At 63.0% G+C, this 23,938-nt stretch carries 23 protein-coding genes; 16 read left to right on the forward strand and 7 right to left on the reverse strand.

Going from position 1 to position 23,938, the window contains the following annotated elements; genetic code table 11:
• Window positions 1–24: 24 nt before the first annotated feature.
• Window positions 25–636 carry a sulfurtransferase-like selenium metabolism protein YedF gene (yedF, locus tag Q0J54_RS01465; RefSeq protein ID WP_296303525.1) on the forward strand — a complete coding sequence of 204 codons (612 nt, stop codon included), beginning with the start codon at window positions 25–27 and terminating at the stop codon, window positions 634–636.
• A gap of 142 nt (window positions 637–778) precedes the next feature.
• Here yedF and Q0J54_RS01470 read toward each other — a convergent pair whose 3' ends face one another.
• The 7 genes from Q0J54_RS01470 to Q0J54_RS01500 all read right to left on the reverse strand — a co-directional run bounded on the left by Q0J54_RS01470 (window position 779) and on the right by Q0J54_RS01500 (window position 10,822).
• The gene (locus Q0J54_RS01470) at window positions 779–2,230 is read right to left on the reverse strand and encodes a DUF697 domain-containing protein (protein WP_296303526.1); all 1,452 of its coding nucleotides are present in this window, start codon (window positions 2,228–2,230) and stop codon (window positions 779–781) included.
• Window positions 2,231–2,637: 407 nt separating this feature from the next.
• Entirely contained in the window at window positions 2,638–3,519 is an 882-nt protein-coding gene (locus Q0J54_RS01475) for a CoA-binding protein (protein ID WP_296303527.1), read from the reverse strand.
• On the reverse strand, window positions 3,519–4,640 hold the full coding sequence (locus tag Q0J54_RS01480) for a succinate--CoA ligase subunit beta (protein WP_296303528.1): 1,122 nt from the start codon (window positions 4,638–4,640) through the stop codon (window positions 3,519–3,521). Before Q0J54_RS01480 ends, Q0J54_RS01475 begins: the two co-directional genes overlap by 1 nt.
• Before the next feature lie 73 nt (window positions 4,641–4,713).
• Window positions 4,714–6,108 (reverse strand): aldehyde dehydrogenase family protein, encoded by a 1,395-nt coding sequence (locus tag Q0J54_RS01485; protein ID WP_296303529.1) that lies wholly within the window; start codon window positions 6,106–6,108, stop codon window positions 4,714–4,716.
• A gap of 57 nt (window positions 6,109–6,165) precedes the next feature.
• Window positions 6,166–7,674, reverse strand: a complete 1,509-nt coding sequence (locus Q0J54_RS01490; protein WP_296303530.1) for a DASS family sodium-coupled anion symporter — start codon at window positions 7,672–7,674, stop codon at window positions 6,166–6,168.
• Window positions 7,675–8,140: 466 nt separating this feature from the next.
• A complete protein-coding gene (locus tag Q0J54_RS01495; protein WP_296303531.1) occupies window positions 8,141–9,178 on the reverse strand; it encodes an ABC transporter substrate-binding protein in 1,038 nt (345 codons plus the stop codon).
• A 168-nt stretch (window positions 9,179–9,346) separates the two neighbouring features.
• On the reverse strand, window positions 9,347–10,822 hold the full coding sequence (locus tag Q0J54_RS01500; protein ID WP_296303532.1) for a sigma 54-interacting transcriptional regulator: 1,476 nt from the start codon (window positions 10,820–10,822) through the stop codon (window positions 9,347–9,349).
• 457 nt (window positions 10,823–11,279) lie between these two features.
• Here Q0J54_RS01500 and Q0J54_RS01505 point away from each other — a divergent pair, with 457 nt between their 5' ends.
• The 15 genes from Q0J54_RS01505 (at window position 11,280) to Q0J54_RS01575 (ending at window position 23,056) form a co-directional block, all read left to right on the forward strand.
• The gene (locus Q0J54_RS01505) at window positions 11,280–12,368 is read left to right on the forward strand and encodes an alpha/beta hydrolase (RefSeq protein ID WP_296303533.1); all 1,089 of its coding nucleotides are present in this window, start codon (window positions 11,280–11,282) and stop codon (window positions 12,366–12,368) included.
• A 78-nt stretch (window positions 12,369–12,446) separates the two neighbouring features.
• Window positions 12,447–13,049, forward strand: coding sequence for a sugar O-acetyltransferase (locus tag Q0J54_RS01510; protein ID WP_296303534.1), 603 nt, complete (start codon window positions 12,447–12,449; stop codon window positions 13,047–13,049).
• 444 nt (window positions 13,050–13,493) lie between these two features.
• Window positions 13,494–14,687 carry a site-specific integrase gene (locus tag Q0J54_RS01515; RefSeq protein WP_296303535.1) on the forward strand — a complete coding sequence of 398 codons (1,194 nt, stop codon included), beginning with the start codon at window positions 13,494–13,496 and terminating at the stop codon, window positions 14,685–14,687.
• A gap of 188 nt (window positions 14,688–14,875) precedes the next feature.
• Window positions 14,876–15,154, forward strand: a complete 279-nt coding sequence (locus Q0J54_RS01520; protein WP_296303536.1) for a type II toxin-antitoxin system RelE/ParE family toxin — start codon at window positions 14,876–14,878, stop codon at window positions 15,152–15,154.
• Window positions 15,155–15,168: 14 nt separating this feature from the next.
• Window positions 15,169–15,465, forward strand: a complete 297-nt coding sequence (locus Q0J54_RS01525; RefSeq protein WP_296303537.1) for a HigA family addiction module antitoxin — start codon at window positions 15,169–15,171, stop codon at window positions 15,463–15,465.
• Between the two features lie 110 nt (window positions 15,466–15,575).
• Window positions 15,576–16,337 carry a hypothetical protein gene (locus Q0J54_RS01530; RefSeq protein ID WP_296303538.1) on the forward strand — a complete coding sequence of 254 codons (762 nt, stop codon included), beginning with the start codon at window positions 15,576–15,578 and terminating at the stop codon, window positions 16,335–16,337.
• A gap of 132 nt (window positions 16,338–16,469) precedes the next feature.
• Window positions 16,470–16,715: a helix-turn-helix domain-containing protein gene (locus Q0J54_RS01535; protein WP_296303539.1), complete on the forward strand. Its 246-nt coding sequence runs from the start codon at window positions 16,470–16,472 to the stop codon at window positions 16,713–16,715.
• A gap of 181 nt (window positions 16,716–16,896) precedes the next feature.
• Window positions 16,897–17,154 carry a hypothetical protein gene (locus Q0J54_RS01540; RefSeq protein WP_296303540.1) on the forward strand — a complete coding sequence of 86 codons (258 nt, stop codon included), beginning with the start codon at window positions 16,897–16,899 and terminating at the stop codon, window positions 17,152–17,154.
• Window positions 17,155–17,473: 319 nt separating this feature from the next.
• A complete protein-coding gene (locus tag Q0J54_RS01545; protein WP_296303541.1) occupies window positions 17,474–17,974 on the forward strand; it encodes a hypothetical protein in 501 nt (166 codons plus the stop codon).
• Window positions 17,967–20,576 (forward strand): DUF927 domain-containing protein, encoded by a 2,610-nt coding sequence (locus Q0J54_RS01550; RefSeq protein WP_296303543.1) that lies wholly within the window; start codon window positions 17,967–17,969, stop codon window positions 20,574–20,576. Before Q0J54_RS01545 ends, Q0J54_RS01550 begins: the two co-directional genes overlap by 8 nt.
• Before the next feature lie 274 nt (window positions 20,577–20,850).
• Window positions 20,851–21,222, forward strand: a complete 372-nt coding sequence (locus tag Q0J54_RS01555; RefSeq protein WP_296303545.1) for a hypothetical protein — start codon at window positions 20,851–20,853, stop codon at window positions 21,220–21,222.
• A 2-nt stretch (window positions 21,223–21,224) separates the two neighbouring features.
• Entirely contained in the window at window positions 21,225–21,512 is a 288-nt protein-coding gene (locus Q0J54_RS01560) for a hypothetical protein (RefSeq protein WP_296303547.1), read from the forward strand.
• Window positions 21,469–22,374 (forward strand): hypothetical protein, encoded by a 906-nt coding sequence (locus tag Q0J54_RS01565; RefSeq protein ID WP_296303548.1) that lies wholly within the window; start codon window positions 21,469–21,471, stop codon window positions 22,372–22,374. Before Q0J54_RS01560 ends, Q0J54_RS01565 begins: the two co-directional genes overlap by 44 nt.
• 152 nt (window positions 22,375–22,526) lie before the next feature.
• On the forward strand, window positions 22,527–22,814 hold the full coding sequence (locus tag Q0J54_RS01570; protein WP_296303549.1) for a hypothetical protein: 288 nt from the start codon (window positions 22,527–22,529) through the stop codon (window positions 22,812–22,814).
• Window positions 22,811–23,056 carry a hypothetical protein gene (locus Q0J54_RS01575; RefSeq protein WP_296303550.1) on the forward strand — a complete coding sequence of 82 codons (246 nt, stop codon included), beginning with the start codon at window positions 22,811–22,813 and terminating at the stop codon, window positions 23,054–23,056. Before Q0J54_RS01570 ends, Q0J54_RS01575 begins: the two co-directional genes overlap by 4 nt.
• Window positions 23,057–23,938: the final 882 nt, after the last annotated feature.

Here is a 23,938-nt window from a genome sequence, read left to right on the forward strand (position 1 = left end):
CCGACAACCCCAGGAAGGTGGATCATGCCCATAAAGGAAATGGATTGCCGCGGCCTTGCCTGCCCCGGCCCCGTCGTTGCCTGCGGCCGCATCGTCAAGCAGGAGGCCCCCGCCGCCCTGCGCGTGCTCGTGGATAATCTGGCCGCTGTGGAGAATGTCAGCCGCTTTCTGCGGACCAGCGGCTATACCGTCAGCAGCGAGCGCAAGGAAGACGCGCTCTGGCAGGTGGACGCCACACGCGACGCCGGCAGCACGCCCGATGAAGCCGCAGCGCCGCAGCCGGCCGCCGCAGCCGCGCGCGGGAAGACCCTGGTACTCATCACCACGGAGACCCTCGGTCGCGGCGACGACACGCTCGGCGCAAAGCTCATGGATAATTTTCTCGCCACCCTGCCGGAACTGGGAGACGCCCTCTGGCGTATCGTCCTGCTCAATGGCGGCGTCCGCCTCGCCGCCCATCCCGGCAAGGCGCTCGACAGCCTCAAGGCCCTGGAAGCGACCGGGGTGTCCATCCTCGTCTGCGGTACCTGCCTCGACTTTTACCAGCTGCTGGAAAAACGCGCCGTCGGCCAGACGACCAATATGCTCGATGTGGTCAGCAGTCTTGCCCTGGCCGACAAGGTCATCCGCCCCTGAGGCTGTATGATGTTTTTTTGTGGGGGAAGGGGGCGTTTTGCAGGCAGATTGTCAATTGAAAGGTAACAGAGGGCTTGCCGGGGCACGACGGGCATCGCCGTCTGACAGTCCCCCGGCAAGACATCATAGTGCGGACATGGCGTCAGTCATCGGTACGCCTGCGCCAGGGCAGAACGTTTCTGGCCGTCTTGCCCAGCGCGGAGACGGCATGCCGTGTCTGCCGGTTCAGCTTCCCCGCCGCCGCGCAGACCCCGTCGCTCACACTGCCCGCCGCGCTGCGGACGCCGCCGCCGACGGCCGAAGCCGCCGCGCCCACCGCGCCCACCGTGGCGCTGGAGGCTGTCCCGGCCGCCTTGAGCGTGGCCGTGATGCCGCTATCCACCGCATCCACCACCGCTTCGCTGCCCCGCGCCACCGCCGAGGCCGCCGCCGATCCCGCCGCGCAGACCCCGTCGCTCACACTGCCCGCCGCGCTGCGGACGCCGCCGCCGACGGCCGAAGCCGCCGCGCCCACCGCGCCCACCGTGGCGCTGGTGGCTGTCCCGGCCGCCTTGAGCGTGGCCGTGATGCCGCTGTCCACCGCATCCACCACCGCTTCACTGCCCCGTGCCACCGCCGAGGCCGCCGCCGATCCCGCCGCGCAGACCCCGTCGCTCACGCTGCCCGCCGCGCTGCGGAGCGAGCCGCCTGCCGACTTCCCCATCTGCCACAGCTGACCGCGCAGGGCGGTGACGACCTCATTCAGGCACTCGCCGGATACGGCCAGCAGCATGGCGGCGCTGTCCCGGATGCCGGCCTGGCGCGTGTCTTCATCACCCAGTGCCGCATGGCGGAAGGCGAGCTTCGTGCTCATGCCCGCCCGGATGGCGAGCAGGCTGTTCGCCGCGCCGTCGATGGCCGCCGTCGTGAAAAACTGCACCGAGGCACCCACCAGCGGCACGGATGCCGTGGCCAGCGACGGCGCGGCTGCCGGCACGAGCGCACTCATGCTTTCCGTCACCGTACGGGGGATGTCCAGCGCCTCGATGGAAAAGGCCAGGAACGTGGCCGTGGAGACCGCATGGTAGACGCTCCACACCTCTTGCAGGGACGGTCGCTGATTGTAGATGCCCGAAACCTTCCAGACCATGCGACAAAGCGCCACAAAGACGATGAGCGCATCCAGCCGCCCGTTCTGGGAGAGTGCCGTACCGAGAAAAACTTTCTTGGCGTCGCTGCGGATGACGGCATCCGCCCGCTCGTCCAGCAGGGCCAGTGCCTGCGGCAGGAAGTCGGGCGCATCAGGATCGAGCCCGGCCTGACGCACGAGACGGTTTGTCCGCAGACGCTGCGTCAGTTCGGCGGCAAAGGCCTGCCGCTCCGCTTCGCTGGGATCTTCGCGCAGCAGCAGGCGGGACGGCCGGGCAAAGCAGGCCAGTCCCAGCCAGACGAGGGCCACAAGCTCCAGGCCGCCGCAAACCAGCCAGGCGATCCTGCCCCAGCCCGGCGCGAACAGTTCCGTCAGATCGCGGGCCAGCCCGTTGCACTGGACCAGCAGAACCAGCACCGCCAGCATGACGCATGCGGCCACTATCTTCACAAGGTGCTGCAACATCGGCAACCTCCGGTAGCAAGACGAAAGGCGGGCCGACACGGCATGTGACCGCACCGGCATCATCTGATACTATCAGCATGAAAGCGCCTCTTGGCAAGACATGCTGACACTGCGCCGGTCAGCAAGGCGTCAGTGTCCTCCTGCCGCCTGCGCCTGGGGCATACGGCTGCCGTCCGCGAAAAAATGGGGGCGCTCGCGGGGCACGACGCCCGGCAAACGGCTGTTCCACGGCAGGCCGGGATGACGGGGCCCGCCCCTGGGGACGAGAAAGAGCCTCCCCGAAGGGAGGCTCGTGGTGTTTTTTTTTGCCTGGATCAGGAGGAGGGCCGCTGCCCGTGACGGCGATCCCGCGGCCGGGCTCCCGCCGCAAGCCGGGGGGGACGGCAGCGACGCCCGCCCCTTTGCTGCTATCCCAGGAAGGATTGCAGCAGCGGACCGACTTCGCTGGGCCGCTTGGCGACCTTGGCGCCCGCCTGGATGAGGGCCGCCGTCTTGCCCTTGACCGTGCCGCGCCCGCCGGTGACGATGGCGCCCGCATGGCCCATGCGCTTGCCTTCCGGGGCGGTGCGCCCGCCCATGAAGGCCACGAGGGGCTTGGTGAAGATGCCGGCTTCCTTGGCTTCGGCCACTTCCTCTTCCATAGTGCCGCCCAGCTCGCCGATGATGACCACGGCATGCGTATCGTCGTCGGCCTCGTACATGGGCAGCAGTTCGGCAAAACGGGTACCGGGCACAGGGTCCCCGCCCACGCCGATGAGCGTGGTGATGCCGAAGCCGCCCTTGACGATCTCGGCCGTGACCTCATTGGTCAGGGAGCCGCTGCGGGTCATAACGCCCACATGCCCCTTGCGGTACACGCGCTCGATCCAGTAGGGGATCGTGCCGAGCATGGCCTCGCCGGCGGAGATGATGCCGGACGTGTTGCCGCCGATGACCATCGCCCCGCAGGACAGGGCGGCACGGCGTATCTCGATGGCGTCATGCAGGGGGATGCCGTCGGCAATGGTGCATATCTTGCGGATGCCGGCGTCCAGAGCCTCGAATACCGCATCCTTGGTGAACTTGGGCGGCACAAAGAGCATGGAGACATCCGCCGGATGTTCCGCCGTGGCGCGCCGTACCGAATGGTAGACCGGTATGCCGTCCACCTCCTGGCCTTCCTTGCCGGGGGTGACGCCCGCCACCACCTGCGTGCCCATATCCTTCATGTGTTTTGCCCAGAAGGCCCCTTCCTTGCCGGTAACGCCCTGCACGATGACGCGCGACTGCTTGTTGACGAAAATGCTCATCAGGCCCTCCCCGCGGCGATGTCCACCGCACGCTGCACAGCTTCTTCAGTATTGGTCAACGGTTCAAGTCCGGCTTCGCGCAGGATCTTGAAGGCCTCTTCTTCATTGGTGCCGCGGATGCAGGTCACTATAGGCTGCTGCGGCTTGTGCGTCCTGATGGCCTCCACCAGCCCCTGGGCCATGACGTCCGCACGGGCGATGGTGCCGAAGGTCACCACCAGGATGACCTTGCTGGGGGTCTTCAGGCAAAGTTCCATGGTCCGCACGGCCTTGGTGTAGTTGGCCCCGCCGAATTCCACATAGGTGGCCACCTTGCCGCCCGCATCGTTGATGAGGTCAAAGACCGTGGTCGTCAGCCCCGCCCCGGCGCACATGAGGGCCACGTCCCCGTCAAAAACGAGGTAGGGGATGCCCTCCTGAGCGGCCTCGAATTCCACCTGCGAATCGAACTGCTCGCGGCACAGCGGGTAGTCGGGATGCCGCCATTCGGAGTTGTCGTCGATGATCAGCTTGCCGTCGCCGGCAATGGGCGTGCCGTCCGTGGTGATGAACAGGGGGTTGATCTCCGCCAGCTGGGCATCGTAGGCCGTAAAGGTCTTGTAGAGATTGCGGACGACGGCGCTGACGGGCTTGATCAGCTCCGTGGGCAGCCCCATGCCGTACACAAGATTGTTGACGTGGAAGCCGCCGAGCCCGTGCGACATATCCACCTTGACGGTCACGATCTTTTCCGGGGCGGTGGCGGCCAGCTTTTCGATCTCCACCCCACCCTCGGCGCAGCCGATGAGCATGGCGGTGGAGGTCACGGCGTCCACGGTGACGGCCAGATAAATCTCGCTGGCGATGCTGACCGCCTCTTCCACCAGGATCATATGGACGTTATGCTCGGAGGCAAAAAGCTCCTGCGCCTCATTGCGGGCGCTTTCGGCGTCCTTCACCAGCCGGATGAGCCCGGCCTTGCCGCGTCCGCCGCGCAGCACCTGCGACTTGAGCACGCAGGGCAGGCCGATGTCGGCAACGGCGGCATCCAGTTCCTCCATATTGCGGATAAGTATGCCTCTGGGGGTGGTGATGCCCTTTTCCCGGAAAATATTTTTCGCCTGATATTCAAACAGCTTCATGGTCAATCCTTTTGCGCGCTTTTGCGCGCCGTCTTGGCAGGGGGGTGGCGGCCCCTGCGGGCCGCCGGTCAACCTACTTGCCGTGCTTCTTCCAGAATTCTCCCCACATTTCCTCGTCGCTGAAGCTCCACGGTTCCACGGGCTCATTGACCCAGGTCACGTTCATAAAATGCTTCCAGTGCACATTTTCCGTCGTGATGTTGCCGCCCCAGGTCCCGCAGCCCAACGTCGCCGTGGACGGCATGCGGTTGAAGGGATGACCGCCGTTGCCCGCGCTCATGGCCTGCCGCACCGTCACGCGGGAGGACTTCATATGCTCGCCGAGGTACTCGATGTATTCCCGCTTGTAGGTGTGGATGCCGCAGGAATGGCCGCGCCCCACGAGACTGGTCAGCTCGGTAAGGATGCGGTAGGCGTCCATGAAATCCCTGGCCTTGTAGACGGTCAGCACCGGCGAGATCTTCTCGTCATGGAACTTGTCCTCGCGGATGGGCTGCGTGCCTTCCACGAGCAGGATCTCCGTGCCGTCCGGGATGCTGATGCCGGCGGCCTCGGCGATGACGCGGGCCGACTTGGCGATGACGTTCTGATTGAGGGCCAGCTTGCCCTTGGCATTGACCTGCCACATATAGTTCTTGAGCTTTTCCCGGTCCTCGCCTGCCACGAGCCAGCAGCCGTTCTTCTTCATTTCGGCCATGAACTGGTCGTAGATGGCCTCCACCGGCACCACGGCGTTTTCGGACGAGCAGGAGGTGGCGTAGTCGAAGAGCTTGCTGCCGCAAATGAGCCTGGCCGCCTCGGCCACATCGGCATCCTCGGCCACGATGGGCACGGCATTGCCCTGCCCCACGCCATAGGCCGGCGTGCCGCTGGAATAGGCCGCGCGCACCACCGCCCCGCTGCCGGTGGCCACCACAAGGTCGCTGGCCTTCATAAGTTCGGCCACGCCCTCACGGCTGTTGTCCTCCACCACCTGGATGAGGTCTTCGGGCGCGCCCACGCGGCGAAGCCCCTTACGCATCATGTTGATGGTCTCGGTGGTGCACTTGAGGGCGCGCGAGCTGGGCTTGAAGATGACCGCATTGCGGCACTTGAGCATGCCCACGGCCTTGCCGCCGCAGGTGGAGGTAGGATTGGTGGCCGGGAGGATGGCGCAGATGACGCCTACCGGCTTGGCATACTTGGAGATGCCGCTCTTTTCGTCACGCTCTATGCAACCCACGCTCTTTGCGCCGCGGATGTCGTGCAGCACGCCGCCCACCTTGCGCTTGTGCTTGACGATCTTGCTCTCCACGTTGCCGAAGCCCGTTTCTTCCACCGCCATGCGGGCCAGCCTGGCGATATTTTCATCTTCATAGACTTCCCAGCCCACGGAAAGGCACATCTCATCGACCTGCTCCTGAGTATAGTCATTGATGGCTTCCTGCGCCTTGCGGGCCAGTTCCAGTTGTTCACTGATGGTCTTCATGGATTTTCCTCCCGGAAAGTTAGGTATGTGCAAGATTGCGGACGCGCCGGGCGTTCCTTAGTGCCAGATGTCCATTCCGGCGAAACTTCCGAAGACGGACACCGAGAGGGTGACGCAGCAGATGGCGATGATGGTCATCACCACACCGGACTTCGCGAACTCGGCAATGGTGAAATAGCCGGATGAATAAGGGATGACGTTGGTGGGGCTGGAGGTCACCATGATGAAGGCCATGCTGGAGGCGATGCCTGCAGGACCGGCCAGCACCCAGGGGTTCATGCCGATATCCATGGCCAGGGCGATGATGAGCGGCATGATCACCGCGCCGGTGACGCTGTTGCTGGAGAAGAAGATCTTGAGCAGCTCCACGAGGGTGATGACCGCGAGGACCCGCAACACGGGATGCAGGCTGCCCACTTCGGACAGGGCCCCCCAGGCGATCCAGCGGGCCGCGCCGGTGCTGGCCAGCAGCATGCCGGCCGAAATGCCGCCCGCGATCAGGATGAGGCCGCCCCAGTCGATGCTGCGGGAAGCGTCCTTCCAGTCTTCGAACACGCGCAGGCCGGGCATGAAGAGGAGCACGAAGCCCAGCAGGGCCACGAAGGCTTCCGGAGCCTTGAAGCCCAGGATGGGAGCGACATGCGATCCGCCGAGCCACAGGGCCACCATCACCACGAACACCACGAGCGTACGGATCTCCTTGGCCTTGAGACCGCCGAGAGCCCGCAGTTCATCACGGATGCTGTCGAGGGACATGGGGATTTCCTTCAGTTCCGGCGGAAAGATCTTCATAAGGCAGAACCAGCCAAGCGGGACCATGAGCAGCGCGCCGGGCACGCCCACGGCCATCCACTCGGCAAAGGAGACGTCCAGCTTGGCGATGTCGCGCACATATTGCATGGCCAGCACGTTGGCGCCGCAGCCGGCGGGCGTGGCCGTGCCGCCGATGAGGCTGCCCCAGACGATGCCGATCATGAGGGCTCGACCGAAATTGCTTTCCAGCGGCTTGCAGCCGCTGCCCTGCAGGATGCTCATGCCCAGCGGCAGCAGCATGGCGGCCACGGCCATATCCGTCACCCACATGGATACCAGCGTACCCACCAGCATGAAAGCCAGCACGATGCGATCCGTGCGGCGGCCGACCCTGGTCAGCATCCAGAGCATGAAACGCCGGGCAAGGCCGGATTCCGTCATGGCGGCGGAAAGCCCCATGGCCCCCATGAGAAAGAGAATGGACTGATTGCCCAGGCCCGCCTTGACGAGGTTGCCGAAGGAATCGACGTTCATGATGTGCAGCAGCACGATGAGACTCAGGGACGTGGCGGGAAAGGGGATGGCTTCCGTCATCCACATGATGACGGCGAAACACAAAACGCCCATGACGATTTTGGCATTTTGCGTCAGGGGGATGACCTCTTCCCCCTTATAGAAGGGCGGAGGTGTGGGCAGGGCTATGACCAGCAGCATGATGCCGATGCCCAGGAGAAAGAAAAAGGTCTTGCGCGCTGTTTCCAGCGGCACTCTGTCGCCACATATGGCTGTCAGGCAGTTGTTCAGACGACTCATAACACTGTCTCCATGCTGATAATGACGAGGTATGCTAACGCGCGTTTATTTGTGCTATTTAGTACAAGATGCGTGCCAGCATATGAAAACGTGTCACATATGAAAAAATATCTATAAATATAACTAGTTATGCAATATTTCGCTAAGTTTCACAGCGAAATTGTCCGAGATGTTGTCTTTGAAAAAAGACAGAATGACAGTATGTCTTAAAAATCATACAATTTGTGAAAATAATATTTGATAGGGAAAAACTGTACGCCGCTTCAGACGGCCGATACGAAACGACCCCGACGAACTGTCGTCGGGGTCGTCGTACTGCCTGCCGGCGGGAGAGCGGCAGACCGTGTGGAGGAGCCGGACAAACGGCAACGCGGAGGCGAAATGGGCCGCGCCCGGCCAGAGGGACTGGTGGAGAAAAACGGGCGGCTCCGTCCGGCAGGCCGTCAGGCCGACCTGCCGGACGGACCTACTTCTGCGCAGGCTGCGCTTCGCCGGCAAGCGCACGCAAATACTGATCCGTCACATCTCCAAGACGGGTTGCGCCGCCGGCAAAATCGGTCAGGGAGCGCAGCCAGCCCTGTAGCCGCTGATCCTTTCCGGCAAAGAGGGCAAGCTGTCCGTCAAGCCCGAATATCGGGTGGCGCGCCAGTTCCCAGGCGGCATCCTGCGGCGGCAGGTGCTTGCCCGTCCATTGCTTCTGGAAGTCGGCATAAGCCGCGAGGAGCTTTTCGCGCGGGGTCTCCTGCAGGGCGGCGATTCCCCGGAAGTACATGCTCAGGAAGGCCCGGACGCGCTCGGGATGCTGGTGGGCAAACGCCTTGTCCGCCAGGATGAGCGTCGGCTGACTGGCGGCGCACTGACTGGAAAGCGTCACCGGCTGGAGATCGTTGCGTTCCGCCTCCAGCGTGTAGGGAGCCCAGAGCGCCACGGCATCCCCCTCCCCGGCAAGAAAGGCGCGCAACGCCTCTTCCTGCGACATATCCTTGAGGATGACGTCCTTTTCCGTCAGCCCGAGCGCCGCAAGCCACTTGTGCACCGTATAATGGGCGGAAGAGCCCAGCGTGCAGAGGATGGTCCTGCCGCGTACCGTCCCGGTCGTGCCGGCCATTTCGGGATAGAGCGCATTATAGCCGGTATGGCCCAGCATGGGGCTGTCCTTGCGGACATAGATGCCGGTCGCCAGGGACTCGTCATTGCCGATGGCGATGATCTCCGCCGCATTTTCCAGGGAGGCCGTCAGGGCGGGCAAGGCGCCGCAAGCGGCGATCTGCCAGGGCGCGCGCTGCATGTCGGCCATCAGTTCCCGGCCCGACGCATAGAATTTCATGTCGAGCCGGAAACCCGCCTCCACATCCCAGCCGTTCTGGCGGGCGTACCACGCGGCAAAGGCCTCATGCTCCACCAGCCATGCGGTGTTGAGCGTATATGGCGCTTCGCAGTAGGCGGACTGCGGCAGGCTTGCCAGCAGCAAAAAGGCCAGAAGCGTAGAAAGCACAGTTCGCATAACGACCTCCTGAAGGGTTTTCCACGCGCTGAGCAAGTTACATGCCAGCATCACCCGCCTCCAGGCCGCCGCGGCGGCATCTTCCGCCCGCGGCAATGCTGACGGGAAGCGTGCCCCGCAGCGGCGGACGGCGCTTTCCCCTGCTCTCTTGTCTGCCGGGGCGGACACTCAAGACAGCTTGTCCGTATATCCAGACATATCTCCGCCGGCTGTCCCGCGCGACGGACGTCCGGCGCCCTCCGCATGCCGCCTGATGCCGAATTTGCGCATCTTCTCATACATATTGGCCCGTGAGATGCCGAGTGCCTGGGCCGTGCGCGAGACGTTCCAGCGATTTTCCCGCAGGGCGACCAGGATGGCGTTGCGCTCGCTGCTCTCCCGTATGGCGCCAAGGCGCTGTTCGCCGCCGGCCGGCTGCCCTTCTTCGGGCAGGGAGGCCCCCATGAGCAGCGAGGGAGGCAGATCGTCCAGCGTGATCGTCTCCCCTTCCGCAAGGCTGAGCGCATGGGAAAGCACATTCTTGAGCTCGCGCACATTGCCCGGCCAGTTGTAGCGCTGAAAAACGGCCATGACGTCCGCGCTGCAACGGACATTGCCCCGCCGTTCCAGCATATGTTCCACCAGAGCGGGGATGTCCTCCCGCCGGTCCCGCAGCGGCGGCAGGTTCAGCAGCAAGGAATTGATGCGGTAGTAAAGGTCTTCCCGAAAGGTTCCGTTGGCCACCATCTTGCCCAGATCGCGGTTGGTGGCCGTCACCAGCCGGAAGTTGACGGGATGCGGCGTACTGTCCCCCACACGGCGGACGGCCCTCTCCTCGATGACGCGCAGCAGCTTGACCTGAGCCCCGGGCGGCAGATCCCCCACTTCATCCAGGAAGAGCGTCCCCTCATCCGCCAGCTCGATCTGGCCTTCCTTGCCTTCCTTGCGTGCGCCGGAAAACGAGCCCGGCGCGTAGCCGAAGAGCTCGCTTTCAAACAGATCCTGCGGGATGGCCGCGCAGTTGAGGCTGACGAAAGGGCCGCCGCTGCGGCTGCTGGCGTTGTGGATGGCGCTGGCCGCCAGCTCCTTGCCGGTCCCCGTCTGGCCGCTGATGAGCACCGTGCCGTCGGTCCGGGCAAAGCGAAGCAGCAGCTGCTTGAAGGCCAGCATGGCGGGCGAGGAGCCCACGAGGGAATCCAGCGTGTAGCGGGCTTCCAGCGCTGTCCTGATGCGGCGGGCATAGCGGTTGACCTTGCGCCCGAGGGAATCTACCTGCCGCTGGAGAATGTGGATCTGCTCCGGCTTGTCCAGCACCACCATGGACATGGCCCCCATAAGCTGCCCCTGGGCGTTGTAGAGGGGGTAGCGGTTGGTCAGGATGCGGCTTGACGTTTCGCTGATGAGCCGGATGGCCCCGATGTCCGGCTCCCCGTTCCGCAGCACATGGAGGATGCGCGAGTCCGGGATGAGTTCCGTGATGTGCCGCCCGACGGCCTGTTCCGGCTCGATGTTCAGATACCCCGCATAGGCCTTGTTGATGAAGATGATGATGCCGTTCCTGTCGCAGATGAACAGGCCGGTCGGCAGATTCATGATGGCGATGTTGAGCATGGAGCAGACATCGGGAGATCCGTTGTCTGCCTGAGGGGAAAGAGGTTCGTTCATGGGATGCACCGAAAGGGAAGTTGCTCCACGATCCCGGGCCGAAACAGCGAGACGGTCCGGCCGGGGGAGGCGCCGCACCCGACCTGCCGCGGCAGCGCCGGAACGCTCTCCGGCGCCCGGGCAACACGACGTCCGTCCCCGGAACCAGCGGCAGGCCCGCACTCGCAAAAAACGCATGCCGCCTGCCGCGTTCCTTCCTTTTACAGAAGATGACGCCCGGAATAAAGGGGAAATGCCGCTTCTGGCGCCGTTCGAATCGCATTATGCCGTATGGACCACCTGAAATGGCCGTTGCCGTGCCCGGTCGCCCGGCAGGACAATCCATGCTGTGAAGGCATGGAAACCCATTCAACATAAGTATTTGCTCTTACCTGTCCGCCCCTCTATCCTGAGGACAGAAGCCGGACGGGATCACTGCGCTGGTCCCACCCGGCCCAAAGCACTCAGGAGGCAGTCCATGCGCTTACGAAACACAGGCAGTCGGCTGGCGATCGGCATCATGCTAGGAGCCCTGCTCATGGCGTCCGCCCGGATCGCGGCGGCCGCTCCCGCGGCTGCCGGCAACCCCGCAAAGGAGGGGGCCCCCATGCATCTGGCACAGGAATGGGACAAGACATTTCCCCAAAGCGACAAGGTGACGCATCAGAAAGTGACCTTTCAGAACCGTTACGGCATCACGCTGGCGGCGGACCTCTACCTGCCCCGGCAGCGGACAGGGAAGCTGGCGGCCCTGGCCGTCAGCGGACCTTTCGGCGCGGTGAAGGAGCAGGCTTCGGGACTCTACGCCCAGACCATGGCCGAGCGCGGCTTCATCACCCTGGCCTTTGACCCGTCCTATACCGGCGAAAGCGGCGGTCAGCCACGCCACGTCGCCTCGCCCGACATCAATACCGAAGACTTCAGCGCCGCGGTGGATTATCTCACCACCCGCGAGGATGTGGACGCCGGACGCATCGGCATCATCGGCATCTGCGGCTTCGGCGGCATGGGCATCAATGCCGCCGCTATGGATACCCGCATCAAGGCCACCGTGGCCTCCACCATGTACGACATGAGCCGCGTCACCGCCAACGGCTACTTCGACGCCATGAACGCCGACGCGCGCCATGCCCTGCGAGCCCGCCTGAACGAACAGCGCACCGCGGACGCCCGCTCCGGCCATATCGCCTCCGCCGGCGGTCTTCCCGACAGACTGACCGGTGACGAGCCCGCCTTCGTCAAGGACTATTACGACTACTACAAGACAAAGCGCGGCTATCATCCCCGCTCCCTCAACGGCGGCAACGGCTGGAACGCCACCTCGGCCCTTTCCTTTATGACCATGCCTCTGCTGGCCTATGCCGGAGAGATCCGCTCCGCCGTCCTGCTCATCCACGGCGAAAAGGCACATTCCCGCTACTTCAGCGAGGACACCTTCAAGAAGCTTGCGGGCGACAACAAGGAGCTGCTGATCATCCCCCACGCCAGCCATGTGGACTTGTACGACCGGATGGACATCATCCCCTGGGATACGATGGAACGCTTTTTCAGGACCTATCTGCGCTGACGTGCGCCATGCCGGCCGGCAAGGGACCGCCCCGCTTCCTGTCGGTCGTGCAACGGCGTGATCTCATAAGGAGCTGCCATGAATACGGAAGAACTCGTCGCCCATTTCCGTGCGGGAAAAAGCGTGACGCCCGGCACCGCGGAATATGAGGCACTGTTGCGGTGCAGTCACGAAGCCATGCGCATCACGGCGGAACTGAACACGGCCTATCGTTCGCCTGAGCGCATACGCGAACTCATGTCGCAACTCACGGGAACACCTCTTGATGCGGGCTTTGCCCTGTTCCCGCCCTTCTACAGCGATTTCGGCAAGAACATCCGCATCGGGAAGAATGTCTTCATCAATGCCTGCTGCTGCTTCCAGGATCAGGGGGGCATCACCATCGGGGACGGCAGCCTCATCGGGCACAGGGTCGTGCTGGCCACCATCAATCACGGTTTTTTGCCCGAGGAACGGTCGAGCTGCCGCCCTGCTCCCATCGTCATCGGCCGGAATGTCTGGATCGGGTCCGGCGTCATCGTGCTGCCCGGCATCAGCATCGGGGACAATGCCATCGTGGCCGCCGGGGCCGTGGTCACGCGGGACGTGGCGGCGGACAGCGTCGTGGCCGGAACGCCTGCCAGGTTCATCCGAAGCATCACCGACATGACGGCGCAGGAAAAGCAGGCCTGCACCGCCTGAGCCGCTCCCCCGGCAACCACCCCGGACGGATGCGCGGCGGCAGCCGCCGCTTCTTGGACAGGCAGCACGCGACATGAGGGGGCGGACGGCCCCGGCCAGCGCACGGGCACGCCCGATGTACCCGCGCGCCCCTTTCCGCCGGATACGAAAAAAGGGGTACGGCATTACCCGTAACCCCTTGTTTTCTCTGGAGCCAGCTAAGAGACTTGAACTCTTGGCCTGCTGATTACGAATCAGTTGGTAGCAGTTTTTTTGAGTTACTTCAAATTATACGGAGTAACTTTTTCAATGGGTTAGACTTCCGTTGAGTTACCCCCAATTACCTGTTATTCCCGTTCTGGTGGAACCCCGGTGGAACCCCGAGAATAAAAATCAGCAGTCCACGCGGGCATAATCAGCAGGTCTGGAACGGGGCTGGAATGGTCTCGAATGGGGGGACAAGACATGCGCCTGACGAAAAGAAGCGTTGAGGGGCTGGAAGCGGCGGACAAGCGGTACGAGGTGCGGGACGATGACTTGCCCGGCTTTCTTGTGCGTGTCGGTGTGACCGGCGAAAAGTCTTTCTACCTCATGTACCGAGCCGGAAAGGGGAGAGGGGCGGCAAAGCGGCGGCTTGCCCTCGGTTCTTTCCCCGCCGTTACCGTGGAGCAGGCGCGGAAGCTGGCGCGGGAAAAGCTCGCGCTTGTCACAATGGGGGCGGACCCTGCCGAAGTATTGCGCGAGGAGAAGGCGACGCGCTCCGTATCCTCGGTGCTGGAGCAGTTCCTTGCCGAACATGTGCGGGCAAAGCTCAAGCCCGGAACGGTGCGCTGCTATGAGCAGCAGGCGGCGGCCCATATCCTGCCCGCTCTGGGCGCGCTCAAGATAACCGAGGTGTCCGCCCGGCAGGTGAGCGGCCTGCATCATTCCTTGCGGGAGACGCCCTATCAGGCGAACAGGGTACTTGCCACGCTCTCGAAGTTCTTCAACTGGTGCGAGGTGGCAGGCTTCCGCGACAGGGGGACAAACCCCGTTTTGGGCGTGGAACGGTTCAAGGAAAGCAAGCGCATGGTCTTCATGGGAAAGGCCGAAGTGGAGGCCATAGGCGCCAGCATTGCCAGGCTGGAATCATGCGGGAAGCTTTCCCCGGTGGCGGCGGCCGCCTTCAAGGTGCTGCTCTTCACAGGGGCGCGTTGTGGTGAAGTGACCACGCTCAAGTGGAGCTACCTTGACCTTGAGCGCGGCCTTGCCCATCTGCCGGACAGCAAGACCGGCGCAAAGACCATCCACCTGCCCGCCGCCGCTCGCGCCGTGCTGCTCTCCCTGCCGCGCATCAATGAATACTGTTTCCCCGGGCGATACGAACGGGGGCATATCGTAGGCGTATCCAAAATGTGGAAGCGGGTTCTTGACGATGCGGGGCTTTCCGGCTGGCGCATCCATGACTTGCGGCACGCCTTCGCATCCTATGCCGTGAATAGCGGCAAATCCCTGCCCATCGTCGGCAAGATGCTGGGGCACACGCAGGCGGCCACCACCGCACGATATGCCCATCTGGCGGAAAACCCCGTTGCCGCCGCCGCTGAAAGCACAGCTCAGGAAATCCAGAAAGATTTGACCGGCGGCAAGGTGATACCGTTCCGCAAGCTGGCGGGCTAAGGCCGTCCTTCTTCCTTGCCGACCTTCCCCCAATTTGTCCGTTTTTTGGGTGTAACTCGTGTAACATGTGTAACTACCCTACAGCCACAAGGGTTTGCGAGCCGCCCACCTTGTTTTTTTCGTTTTTTCAAAAGTGGGCAGGTGGGCGGTCTGTTGCCTTGTGTAACTCGATAGGTTACACTTTGGGCATGATCAAGACGTTTGCACACAAGGGCCTTGAAGTCTTTTTCCTGACAGGCAACACAAAGGGGATTCAGGCAAAGCATTCCCGCCGTCTGGCGATGATTCTTGACTTGCTCGACAGCGCCCGCGCGCCGTCGGACATGAATTTTCCGGGTTCCCGTCTGCACATGCTCAAAGGCAATCTTGCAGGACTTTGGAGTGTGACTATCTCCGGCAACTGGCGGTTGACGTTTCGCTTTCATGAAGGGGATGCCTACATTGTCGATTACCAAGACTACCATTGAAAAGGGGGAAACATATGGAGCGGACAAGGAAGCCGTCCCTGCCGGGTGACATACTCAAGGAAATGTATCTTGACCCTCTGGGGATGACCATTGCCGCCTTTGCGGAACGTATAGGAGTTTCCCGCAAGACGGTTTCGGCCATTGTGAACGGGCGCGCCCCTGTCACTGTGGATATGGCGTTACGTCTGGCGCGCGCGTTCAATACAACGCCGGACCTTTGGCTAAATCTTCAGCAGGCTGTCGATATTTGGGAGGCGCGGCGAAATCCGGGGAACTGGATGCAGATACAGCCCATTGCGTATCCCGTGTAGACCTTATTTTCCCCGGCTAGGCATGGACTAGCTACCCATGCCGAAAAGGCGGATACCCTTGCCGCCCTGCCGGGGATTCACCAAGGGTAAGCCCGGCAAGGGGGTAGGGTATGAAGTCTTTGCAGCTGCATCAGACTGGCAAACCGGTAATTCTAGCGTTCTTTTTAGCGTGTTGTTTCATGTGTCTTTTTTTTTCAGCGCATGTGCTATTTTCCATCCTTGACTGTGCAAATGATGGAGGTGCAACTGGTTTCAAAATATATGCGATTCGGGGCGCTATTTGCTTATGCTCTTGTATTGCAATTCTTTCTTTTGCAATACAACACGTTAAAAATAATCGGTTAATAGAAGGAATTGCATTCATATTGTTTGTTTTTGGTAGTTCTCACCTTGCCCATGCGCTGCTGTCTTTTCTTTCGGAAAATTCTTTGGGGATGAAGAGTCTTCTTATTTCTGGCGTTGCTGCACTTGTTTTTCTTGTACTTGCCGTGTGCGTGAAGCGCGACCTTTCCACGAGCCGCCCCACCTCGGGAAGCGAATATGCCGCCCTTACCGCCAAGGATGAGGAACTGGAACAGGCCCGGGCTGAGCTGGCCTCCCTGCGGGAAGAGAATGCCGCCCTGAAAGCGGAGCTGGAAAAGGCCCGGCAGGAGAAAGGGCAGGACGCGCCGAAGTGGTACGGCCTGATTGCCGTTGTTGAGCAATGCCGAAGCGAGGGCAAAACGCCTCAGGAAACAGCGGTGGAGTTGAAAGCACGCGGGGCTTCTTACGCCATTATTGGGGGGCTGCTCCACCCAGAAGGGGATATTTCAGACTGGACGCAATACGGGAGTAACATTGTCGAAGGGAACACCAAAAAACTGGCGTGGTAGTCCGTACCATGCCCCATCCGTCAAAATACCATACCAAGCCGCCAAAATACCACACCTTACCAGACTTGCGTACCACACCACACAGCCCGCTAACCTCCTTGCAATTACTTCAAGTCGCAAGGAGGTTTTTTCATGTCTGCGACGATACTTGAAAGCACCGCAAATGCCGCCCCCCGCTGGCTGTCCACCAAGGCCGCCGCCGCGTATCTGGGGCTGGCCGTCTCCACCCTCAACAATGACCGCGTGACCCGTCTGCTGGGGCTGCCCTTTTCCCGGATGGGGCGGCGCATCCTCTATGACCGGCTGGAGCTGGACGCCTACCTGCTGGCCCGGATGGAGGGCGGCAGCAGGATTCAGGCCCAGGGCAAGGGGGCGTAGCATGGACGCGAAAAAGCCCCCGAAGCTTTGGCGGCGGTGGGGGCGGAACGAGGCTGGCAAAGAACCGTTTGCCTGTTCCCATTCTGCCGAATCCGCCCGCGAATCGCAACATCAATCCTGCCGGGCCTGCTCATTTTTCCGCGCCGTGCCGCTGCCCTCGGGCCGCCTCCGCACGCTGTGCATGCTCCACGGCACAAAGAACCCCGTGGAACCCTGCCACGGCTTTCAGCCGGGCCGCTGGGAAGAGGTCTGGGCCGCTCCGGCGGACAGGCCGCGCCAGTCGTTTGTCTGCCGGGCCTGCGCTCATGGCGTCGTGCCGCACATCCGCGCCGCCCTGCTGGGCCTTGTGGGCTGCATGGCCGGGCATGTGCCGGACGGGGCCGCGTACCCCGTTCCCTGCTGGGACTTCACGGCAAGGGGGGTGCGCCATGCCGCGTAACTCGCTTCTCCGGCATGAAATGAGCCGTCCCCTTGCCGGTCACCATCTCTTGACTTTTGCAAGGCCCTGTGGCCTTCTGGGGGTCCCAAATCAAGTGAGGCGCCACACGCGCCTTTCCTTCCTCCCAAGGGTAGGAAAAAGTCGTGTCGCACATTCTGCTGTCAAAGCCCCTGCCGGACGTATGCCCGATGGGTCGCTTTCGCATATTGGCAGGGTTGTAACGTCCAGAACCCGTGAGGGCTGGCGGCTTCACTTGAGCCGGGGAGCGTTACGCCCTGCCTTTTTTGTTTTCCACCATCCCAAATCAAGTGAGGCATTCATGTATCCTACCTCCCTTGCTTCCGCGTCCCACGGCCCCGAACTAACCCCCGCCACAGCCGCCCGATGCCGCCGCGTCTTCCGGCGCAAGAATGCCCTGCGCCTGCCGGGCGATCGGACGGAACAGCCCACCATGCCGGAAGGCTCCGCTTGCCTGGCTGGTACTGACCGACCCACGGCGGCCCCTGCACCTTCGCTGTATGCCGATGCCCTGGCCGCGCGTGATGCTCTGCAAAGGGCAGCGGCGGGGCTGACCGCTTACCGGCAGGCCCTGAAAGACCTGCGGCGGGTGGCCGACGCCCTGCTGCCGCGCATATGTGGCCCGGAGGGCTACGCCTCCGCGAACGCGAGGCCATTCCTCTGGGATGCCTTGAGCGCCAAGCTGTACGACATTGAACTGCTGTTGTCCGATGCTCACGACACCGCCACGGGGCAGGCGGCGGCGTTCGTGCGGCTGGCCCGCGAGCTGGAACCGGCAAGGGAGGATGCGGGCCATGAGTAGCGCCGACGCCTTGACCCTCTTTGCCGAAACCCTCACCGCCGCCGGTCTGGTGCTGAACGGGCCGCCCATTGCCGACGGGGCTACGCATCGCTGCGGCGTGGCAGGCAAGCCGCGCGGCAGGGACGGGGCCTACCGCATCCACCTTGACGCCCCGGCCTGCTGCTGGTGGCGCAACTGGGGCTCGGGCGATACCGGCACGCGGACGCTTGCGCCGGAAAAGGACATGTCCCCCGCCGAACGCCAGACCCTGCGGGAGCGCATCGCCGCCGCCCGCAAGGCCGCTGAGGAAGAACAGGCAAAGCGCCACGCCGCCGCCGCGAAGCTGGCCCGCATCCTCTGGGAACGGGCCACGCCCGCGCCGGACTCGCATCCCTACCTTGTCCGCAAGCGGGTTCCCGCTCTTGGCCTGCGGCGGGACGGGCAAGGGCGGCTTGTGGTTCCCGTGCGGGATGCGGACGGGGGGCTTGCCAGTCTGCAATTCATCTTGCCGGAAAAGCCGGTCAACGGCCCGGACAAGCTCTTTCTCAAGGGCGGACGGACGGCGGGGGGCTACTGCCCCCTTCCGGCAAGGGACGGTGGCCACAACGGGCCGCTGCTGATTGCCGAGGGCTACGCCACAGCCGCCAGTCTACATCTTGCCACGGGCCATGCCTGCCTTGTGGCCTTCAATGCCGGGAACCTCGAAGCCGTGGCCCGCATGGCGCGGAAACGGTATCCCGACCGGGAAATCATCCTGTGCGCGGACAACGACGTGCGCCCCGACGACCGGCCCAATACGGGCGTGGAGGCGGCAACGAAGGCGGCGCAAGCCGTGGGCGGCAAGCTGGCCGTCTGCCCGGCGCATGAGGGGCGGCCCACGGATTTCAACGACCTGCATTGCCTGCGCTCCCTCGAGGCCGTCGCGGAGGCGGTGGAGAAGGCCCGCAAGGAAGGGGCCGCCGTCCATCTGCCGGAGGGCTTTTTCATTCGGGAGACCGGCAAGAACCCGGGCCTGTTCAAGGTGGAGGAAAAAGGAGACGTGACCTTTGACCTGCGCCTGGGGCCGCCGCTGCGTATCATCGGCAAGACTTTTGATGACGTGTCGGAAAACTGGGGAACATTCCTCAGTTGGAAAGACCCCACCGGTACGGAGCACCGCTGGGCGCTTCCTGATGACCTGTTGCAGGGGCAAGGCAGGGAATATGCGCAGATACTCGCGCGGGGCGGCTACTCCATCGCGCCGGGACAGGCCGCGAAATTCGCAACGTTCATCCAGGGCGTGCGCACGGAACGCTTTGTAACGTGCGTCCAGCGCATCGGCTGGCACGCGGCGGCCTATGTCATGCCGGATACGGCTTACGGCGTCCCCGCGGATACCGTCGTACTCCAGTCGGCACGGCATGCGAAGATGTTCCGCGCGGGCGGCACGCTGGACGGCTGGCGGGAAATCCCCGGCCTGTGCGCGGGCAACTCCCGCCTTGTCTTCGCGCTGTGTCTCGCCTTTGCCGGTCCGCTGCTGCGGCTGTCCGGGCTGGAGGGGGGCGGCTTCTCTTTCGAGGGGTGCAGCTCTTCCGGCAAGACGACGGGGCTGCAGGTGGCGGCGTCCGTCTGGAGCGGGCCGGAGCATGTGCGCTCATGGCGAACCACGGACAACGCGCTTGAAGGCGTGGCGGCGCTCCACAACGACAATCTGCTTATCCTTGACGAGGTGGGGCAGGTGGGGGCGGCGGCGCTGTCCGAGGCGGCCTATATGCTGGCAAACGGACAGTCCAAGGGGCGCGCGCTGCGGGACGGCAGCCCCCGTGCCCCGCTGACGTGGCGGCTGCTCTTCCTCTCCAGTGGGGAGCTGGGGCTTGCCGACAAGCTGGCGGAAAGCGGCCTGAAATCCAGAGGGGGGCAGGAGGTGCGCTTTGTGGGGCTGCCCGTGGACAAGGCCATGTTGTCCGACCTTCACGGCCTGCCGGACGCCGGGGCCGTGGCCGACCGCCTCAAGATGCTGTGTTCCGACCACTACGGCCATGCCGGGCGGGCGTTCCTGCAATGGCTCTGCCCCCGGCAAGATGAGGTGGGGAAGGACATCCGGGAGAATCTGCCCGCGCTGGTGGACAGGCTGTGCCCGCCTGACGCCACGGAACAGGTGCGACGGGTGGCGAAACGCTTTGCCCTTGTCCTTGCCGGAGGGCTGGCCGCGCAAAAGGCCGGGCTGCTGCCGGATGATATGGACGTTCGGCAGGCGGTCCAACGCTGTTTCACCGACTGGCTGGAGGCCAGAGGCGGAACCGGGCCAGCCGAAGACGCGGCCATACTGGCGCAAGTGCGCCTGTTCATTGAGCGGCACGGGGCAAGCCGCTTTCAGGACATGGACACCGAACAGAGCACATGCATCAACCGTGTGGGCTTCAGGCAGAGGAGGTCGGACGGCGGGACGGAATACCTCATCCTGCCGGAAAGCTTCGGGGCCGAAGTGGTCAAGGGCCATTCGCCACGTCGGGCGGCCGCCGTGCTGCGTGATGCCGGATGGTTGCGGGGGGCGGCGGGCAGGAACACCGTCCTTGAGCGTTTGCCCGGTCTGGGGGTGACTCGACTGTATTCTCTTGTCCTGCCGGGGGAACATCCCGCCTGAAAAAAGTTGACCCCCAAAAAGCGGTTACAGCGGTTACAGCGGTTACAAGGCTATAAAATGCTTATATCACGATATGTTACAGTGTAACCAAATTGTGTAACCGCTTGGTTGTTGAGTGGGCAAACGGTTACAAATCCGCCCTGTTTTGTAACCGCTGTAACCGAACGGTAAAGAAAGTGGTTACAGCACAAACCCTTGTGGCTGTAGGCTTGTAACCGCTGTAACCGTTGTAACCGCAAAAAACAGCCAAACTTGCGTGGAAGGAGAAACAACGATGTGCGACACTCACGAGACCATATATCCGGGGCAGGAATTTTTCCGCATCAGCCATGCCGGGGAACGGGCCGGACTGTACAGGGTGGAGGTTCTGCCGACGGGCGAGGAAGCGGAAACGCGGCTGGGGGGACCGCTGCGGGCAAGCGTCATCACGGGGGACGGCGGCGGCCTGCTGCTGGAATGGCTCGACCCTGCCAAGCATCCGCATTCCCACGTCATCCCGGCGGAAAAGATGCGCGGGCGGCTGGTCCTTCCCCTGCGGCGCATGGCAAGGGGCGGCTGGCGCAATCATATCCACAACGAAGAGCGGCGGCGGATGTTCCGGCGCTTCCTTGTGGCGGTGTGGAACGCGGTATGTCGGGAGGGCTGAACATGGGCAAGGGCCTGTTCGACAGGGTGCTTGACGGCTGGCCGGAGGGAACCGGCAAAGAAGGGACTCCGCATCCGTGGCCGGTGTTGCACACCCTGAACCGGGAGTACCATTGCGCCGCCTGGCCGGAGGATGACGGCGGCGGGCTGGTGCTCTACCCGGATGCCGGATTGCTGGCCTCGGAGAAGACCGCCGCCCTGCGCTTTGCTCAAGACAACCTGCCCGCCCTGCTGCGGGACATGTGCCTTGAGCATCTGCCGCGTCGGGTACGCCTTGGGGAGAGAGCATGAGCCAGAAACCCATTGTTTCATTCTGCCCCTCATGCGGAAAGCGGCATTGCGTCATCTGTTACAAGCGGGAAAAATCTGGTACACGCTATTTCATATGCAGAAGGTGTCATATGAAAATGCGCCTGAAATATATTCAAACTACAAAATGGAGACTATCATGAAAAGTTCGATCGCAACGACTTTGCACGGCTTTGTTTCCGCAATGGACGATCTGGACGGGGGCAAGGTTCTCTCTCACAACGTGGGCGCGGAAATCCTGTTCAAATCCGCCGAACGGCACGAGGCGCTTGTGGTTCAGGTTCGCGAGGAAGCCGCACGGATCAACAACGACAACAACCTTTCCGCGTCGGGAAAAGCCGGGAAGCTCCGGGAGCTTTATGCCGAACGCATGGCGGGGCGGGCACAGATCGCGATCAATCCCGATATGCTGGCGGCCCTGCGAAAGGAGCGGGAAACGGCCTTCCAGCGCGTACAGGAGGCCCGCACGCTTCCCGTTGAGGGAGATCCGATCCTGGCCGAACTCCGGGCGCAGGAAGTGCGGCGCGTGGCGCGGGAACAACCGGAAGCGCAGCGCGTCCAGTTCCATGCCGACGGCGGACCGGAAATCCAACGGGCTTTGGAATCCGGGCCGCTTCCCCTGCTGCCGGATGAATACCTCTCCCGAGTCCAAGACGCGCGGGCAAAGGCCGTTGTGCCTGCCGCCGTCGAACAACTGAAACGGCTGGACGCGCTGCTCTCCGGGCTGGAAGAGCATGAACGCCGCTTCCCGATGGCCCTCGTCTCAGCCTGCGGCCTGCCCCGCTCCCACGCGGATGACTTTTTGCGGGCGCAGGAAGCCGCACGGCGGCGGGAGGTGGCCTAATGACCGATAGGAAAACGGTGGAAAACAGCTCGGGCCGTGACGCTGGCGGGCGCTTTGCCAAAGGCTGCCCCGCCGGGCCGGGACGCCCGAAGGGGAGCGCAAACGCGGTCTTGACGCAGGCGCGGCAGTGGGTTCAGGAGCGGGGCTTGCCGATGATGATTGAGGCAGCCGAAGCGGGCGACGCCGACGCCCTGAAATGCCTCGTCACGCTGGCCATGCCGCGCCAGAAGCCCAACACGCCGCCGCTGGATTGCCTCGAGGCCATGCCGCTACCGAGAACCGACCGGGAGCTGGGAGAGCTGGCCGCCTTCCTGCTGGAAAAAGTGGGGGCCGGGCAACTGGCCGTCAGTGACGCCGACGCCGTTATGGCCCTGGCGAAACGGCGCGTCGACTTCGACAAGCTGGGCCGCCCCTTCAGCTTCCCGGAGGTGGAACTGTGATGGAGGTGATCCGCAGCGTCTCCCCCGACGGTTCCAGCGTGGCGCAGATTGTCATTAACCGCGACTCGGGGCTGTCGGATGACGAACGGCACATAAGGGACATTCGCGAACGGTGGGAACGGCAGGAGGCGGATGCCCGACGATTGCGGGGGCGGCTCTGCCTTGCCGGGGGTGGCATCCTGCTGACGCTGCTCGCCTTCATGCTTGCCGTGCCGCTTGGTTACGCCATAGCGGCGTTCTGAGGCGAAAAGGGAAAGGCCGGGGGAAACAGGCGGCGACTGCGGGCCGTTTTGGCGGTGCTGGCGCGGGCGGTGTTGCGACGGGCAGGGGGGAAGGTTGCAGGGGGGTTGCAGGGTGCAACCATAAAAAAAGGCGGCCTCTCAACTGCGCCCAACTTTGGGCTCAGTGAATACAGGGCCGGGGGGGGTGACAACGGAAGTCATCCCCCTTCCAGCCTGCCGCAGCGGGGAAGGTTAACGCCTTGGTTAACGGTGTTAACCATAAAAAAGGGGGGTTAACCATACCTTCACCGCGTCCAACGGTTGACGGCTTGGTTGACGGTGTAAACCACAAAAAAAGGGCGTCAACCGCAGGGGACATATTCGACTTAGGCCCCCCCTCTTGCCGGGAATCCTCGGGAAAAATCGGGACCCGTGGGGGCAACTCTGGGGGCAACTCTCTGGCGCCCGGAGCCCTCAAATCCGCGAAGGCCGGACAGGCAACGCGCTCAAGTTTGGGCTGAGCTAAGATTTCAGCTCAGCCGCCAAGGTCAACGGCATGGTCAACACCGTTGACCACAAAAAAAGGAGGCGTTGACCGGCAAAGGGCAGCAAGAGAACCGCGACCCTTGCCGCCTCACCTGCCGGACGCATCCCGCAGGCTGTCCAGGCTATGGGGAGTGTCCAGACAAGAAGCGTGCCAGTCTCCCCAATTTTTTTCTGGTGGAACCCCGAACGAAAAAAGGACTTACGGCGTTACCCGTAAGTCCTTGTTTTCTCTGGAGCCGGCGAAGGGACTTGAACCCGCAACCTGCTGATTACAAATCGGAAAAATGGCTCTTTCCCGGTATTTCCCGCTGCTTCCCAATCGCTCGTTTTTGTCCTGTTTCTTCAAAAGAAACGGAA

Origin of the sequence: uncultured Desulfovibrio sp. (assembly GCF_944324935.1) — a bacterium.
Lineage (GTDB): Bacteria > Desulfobacterota > Desulfovibrionia > Desulfovibrionales > Desulfovibrionaceae > Desulfovibrio.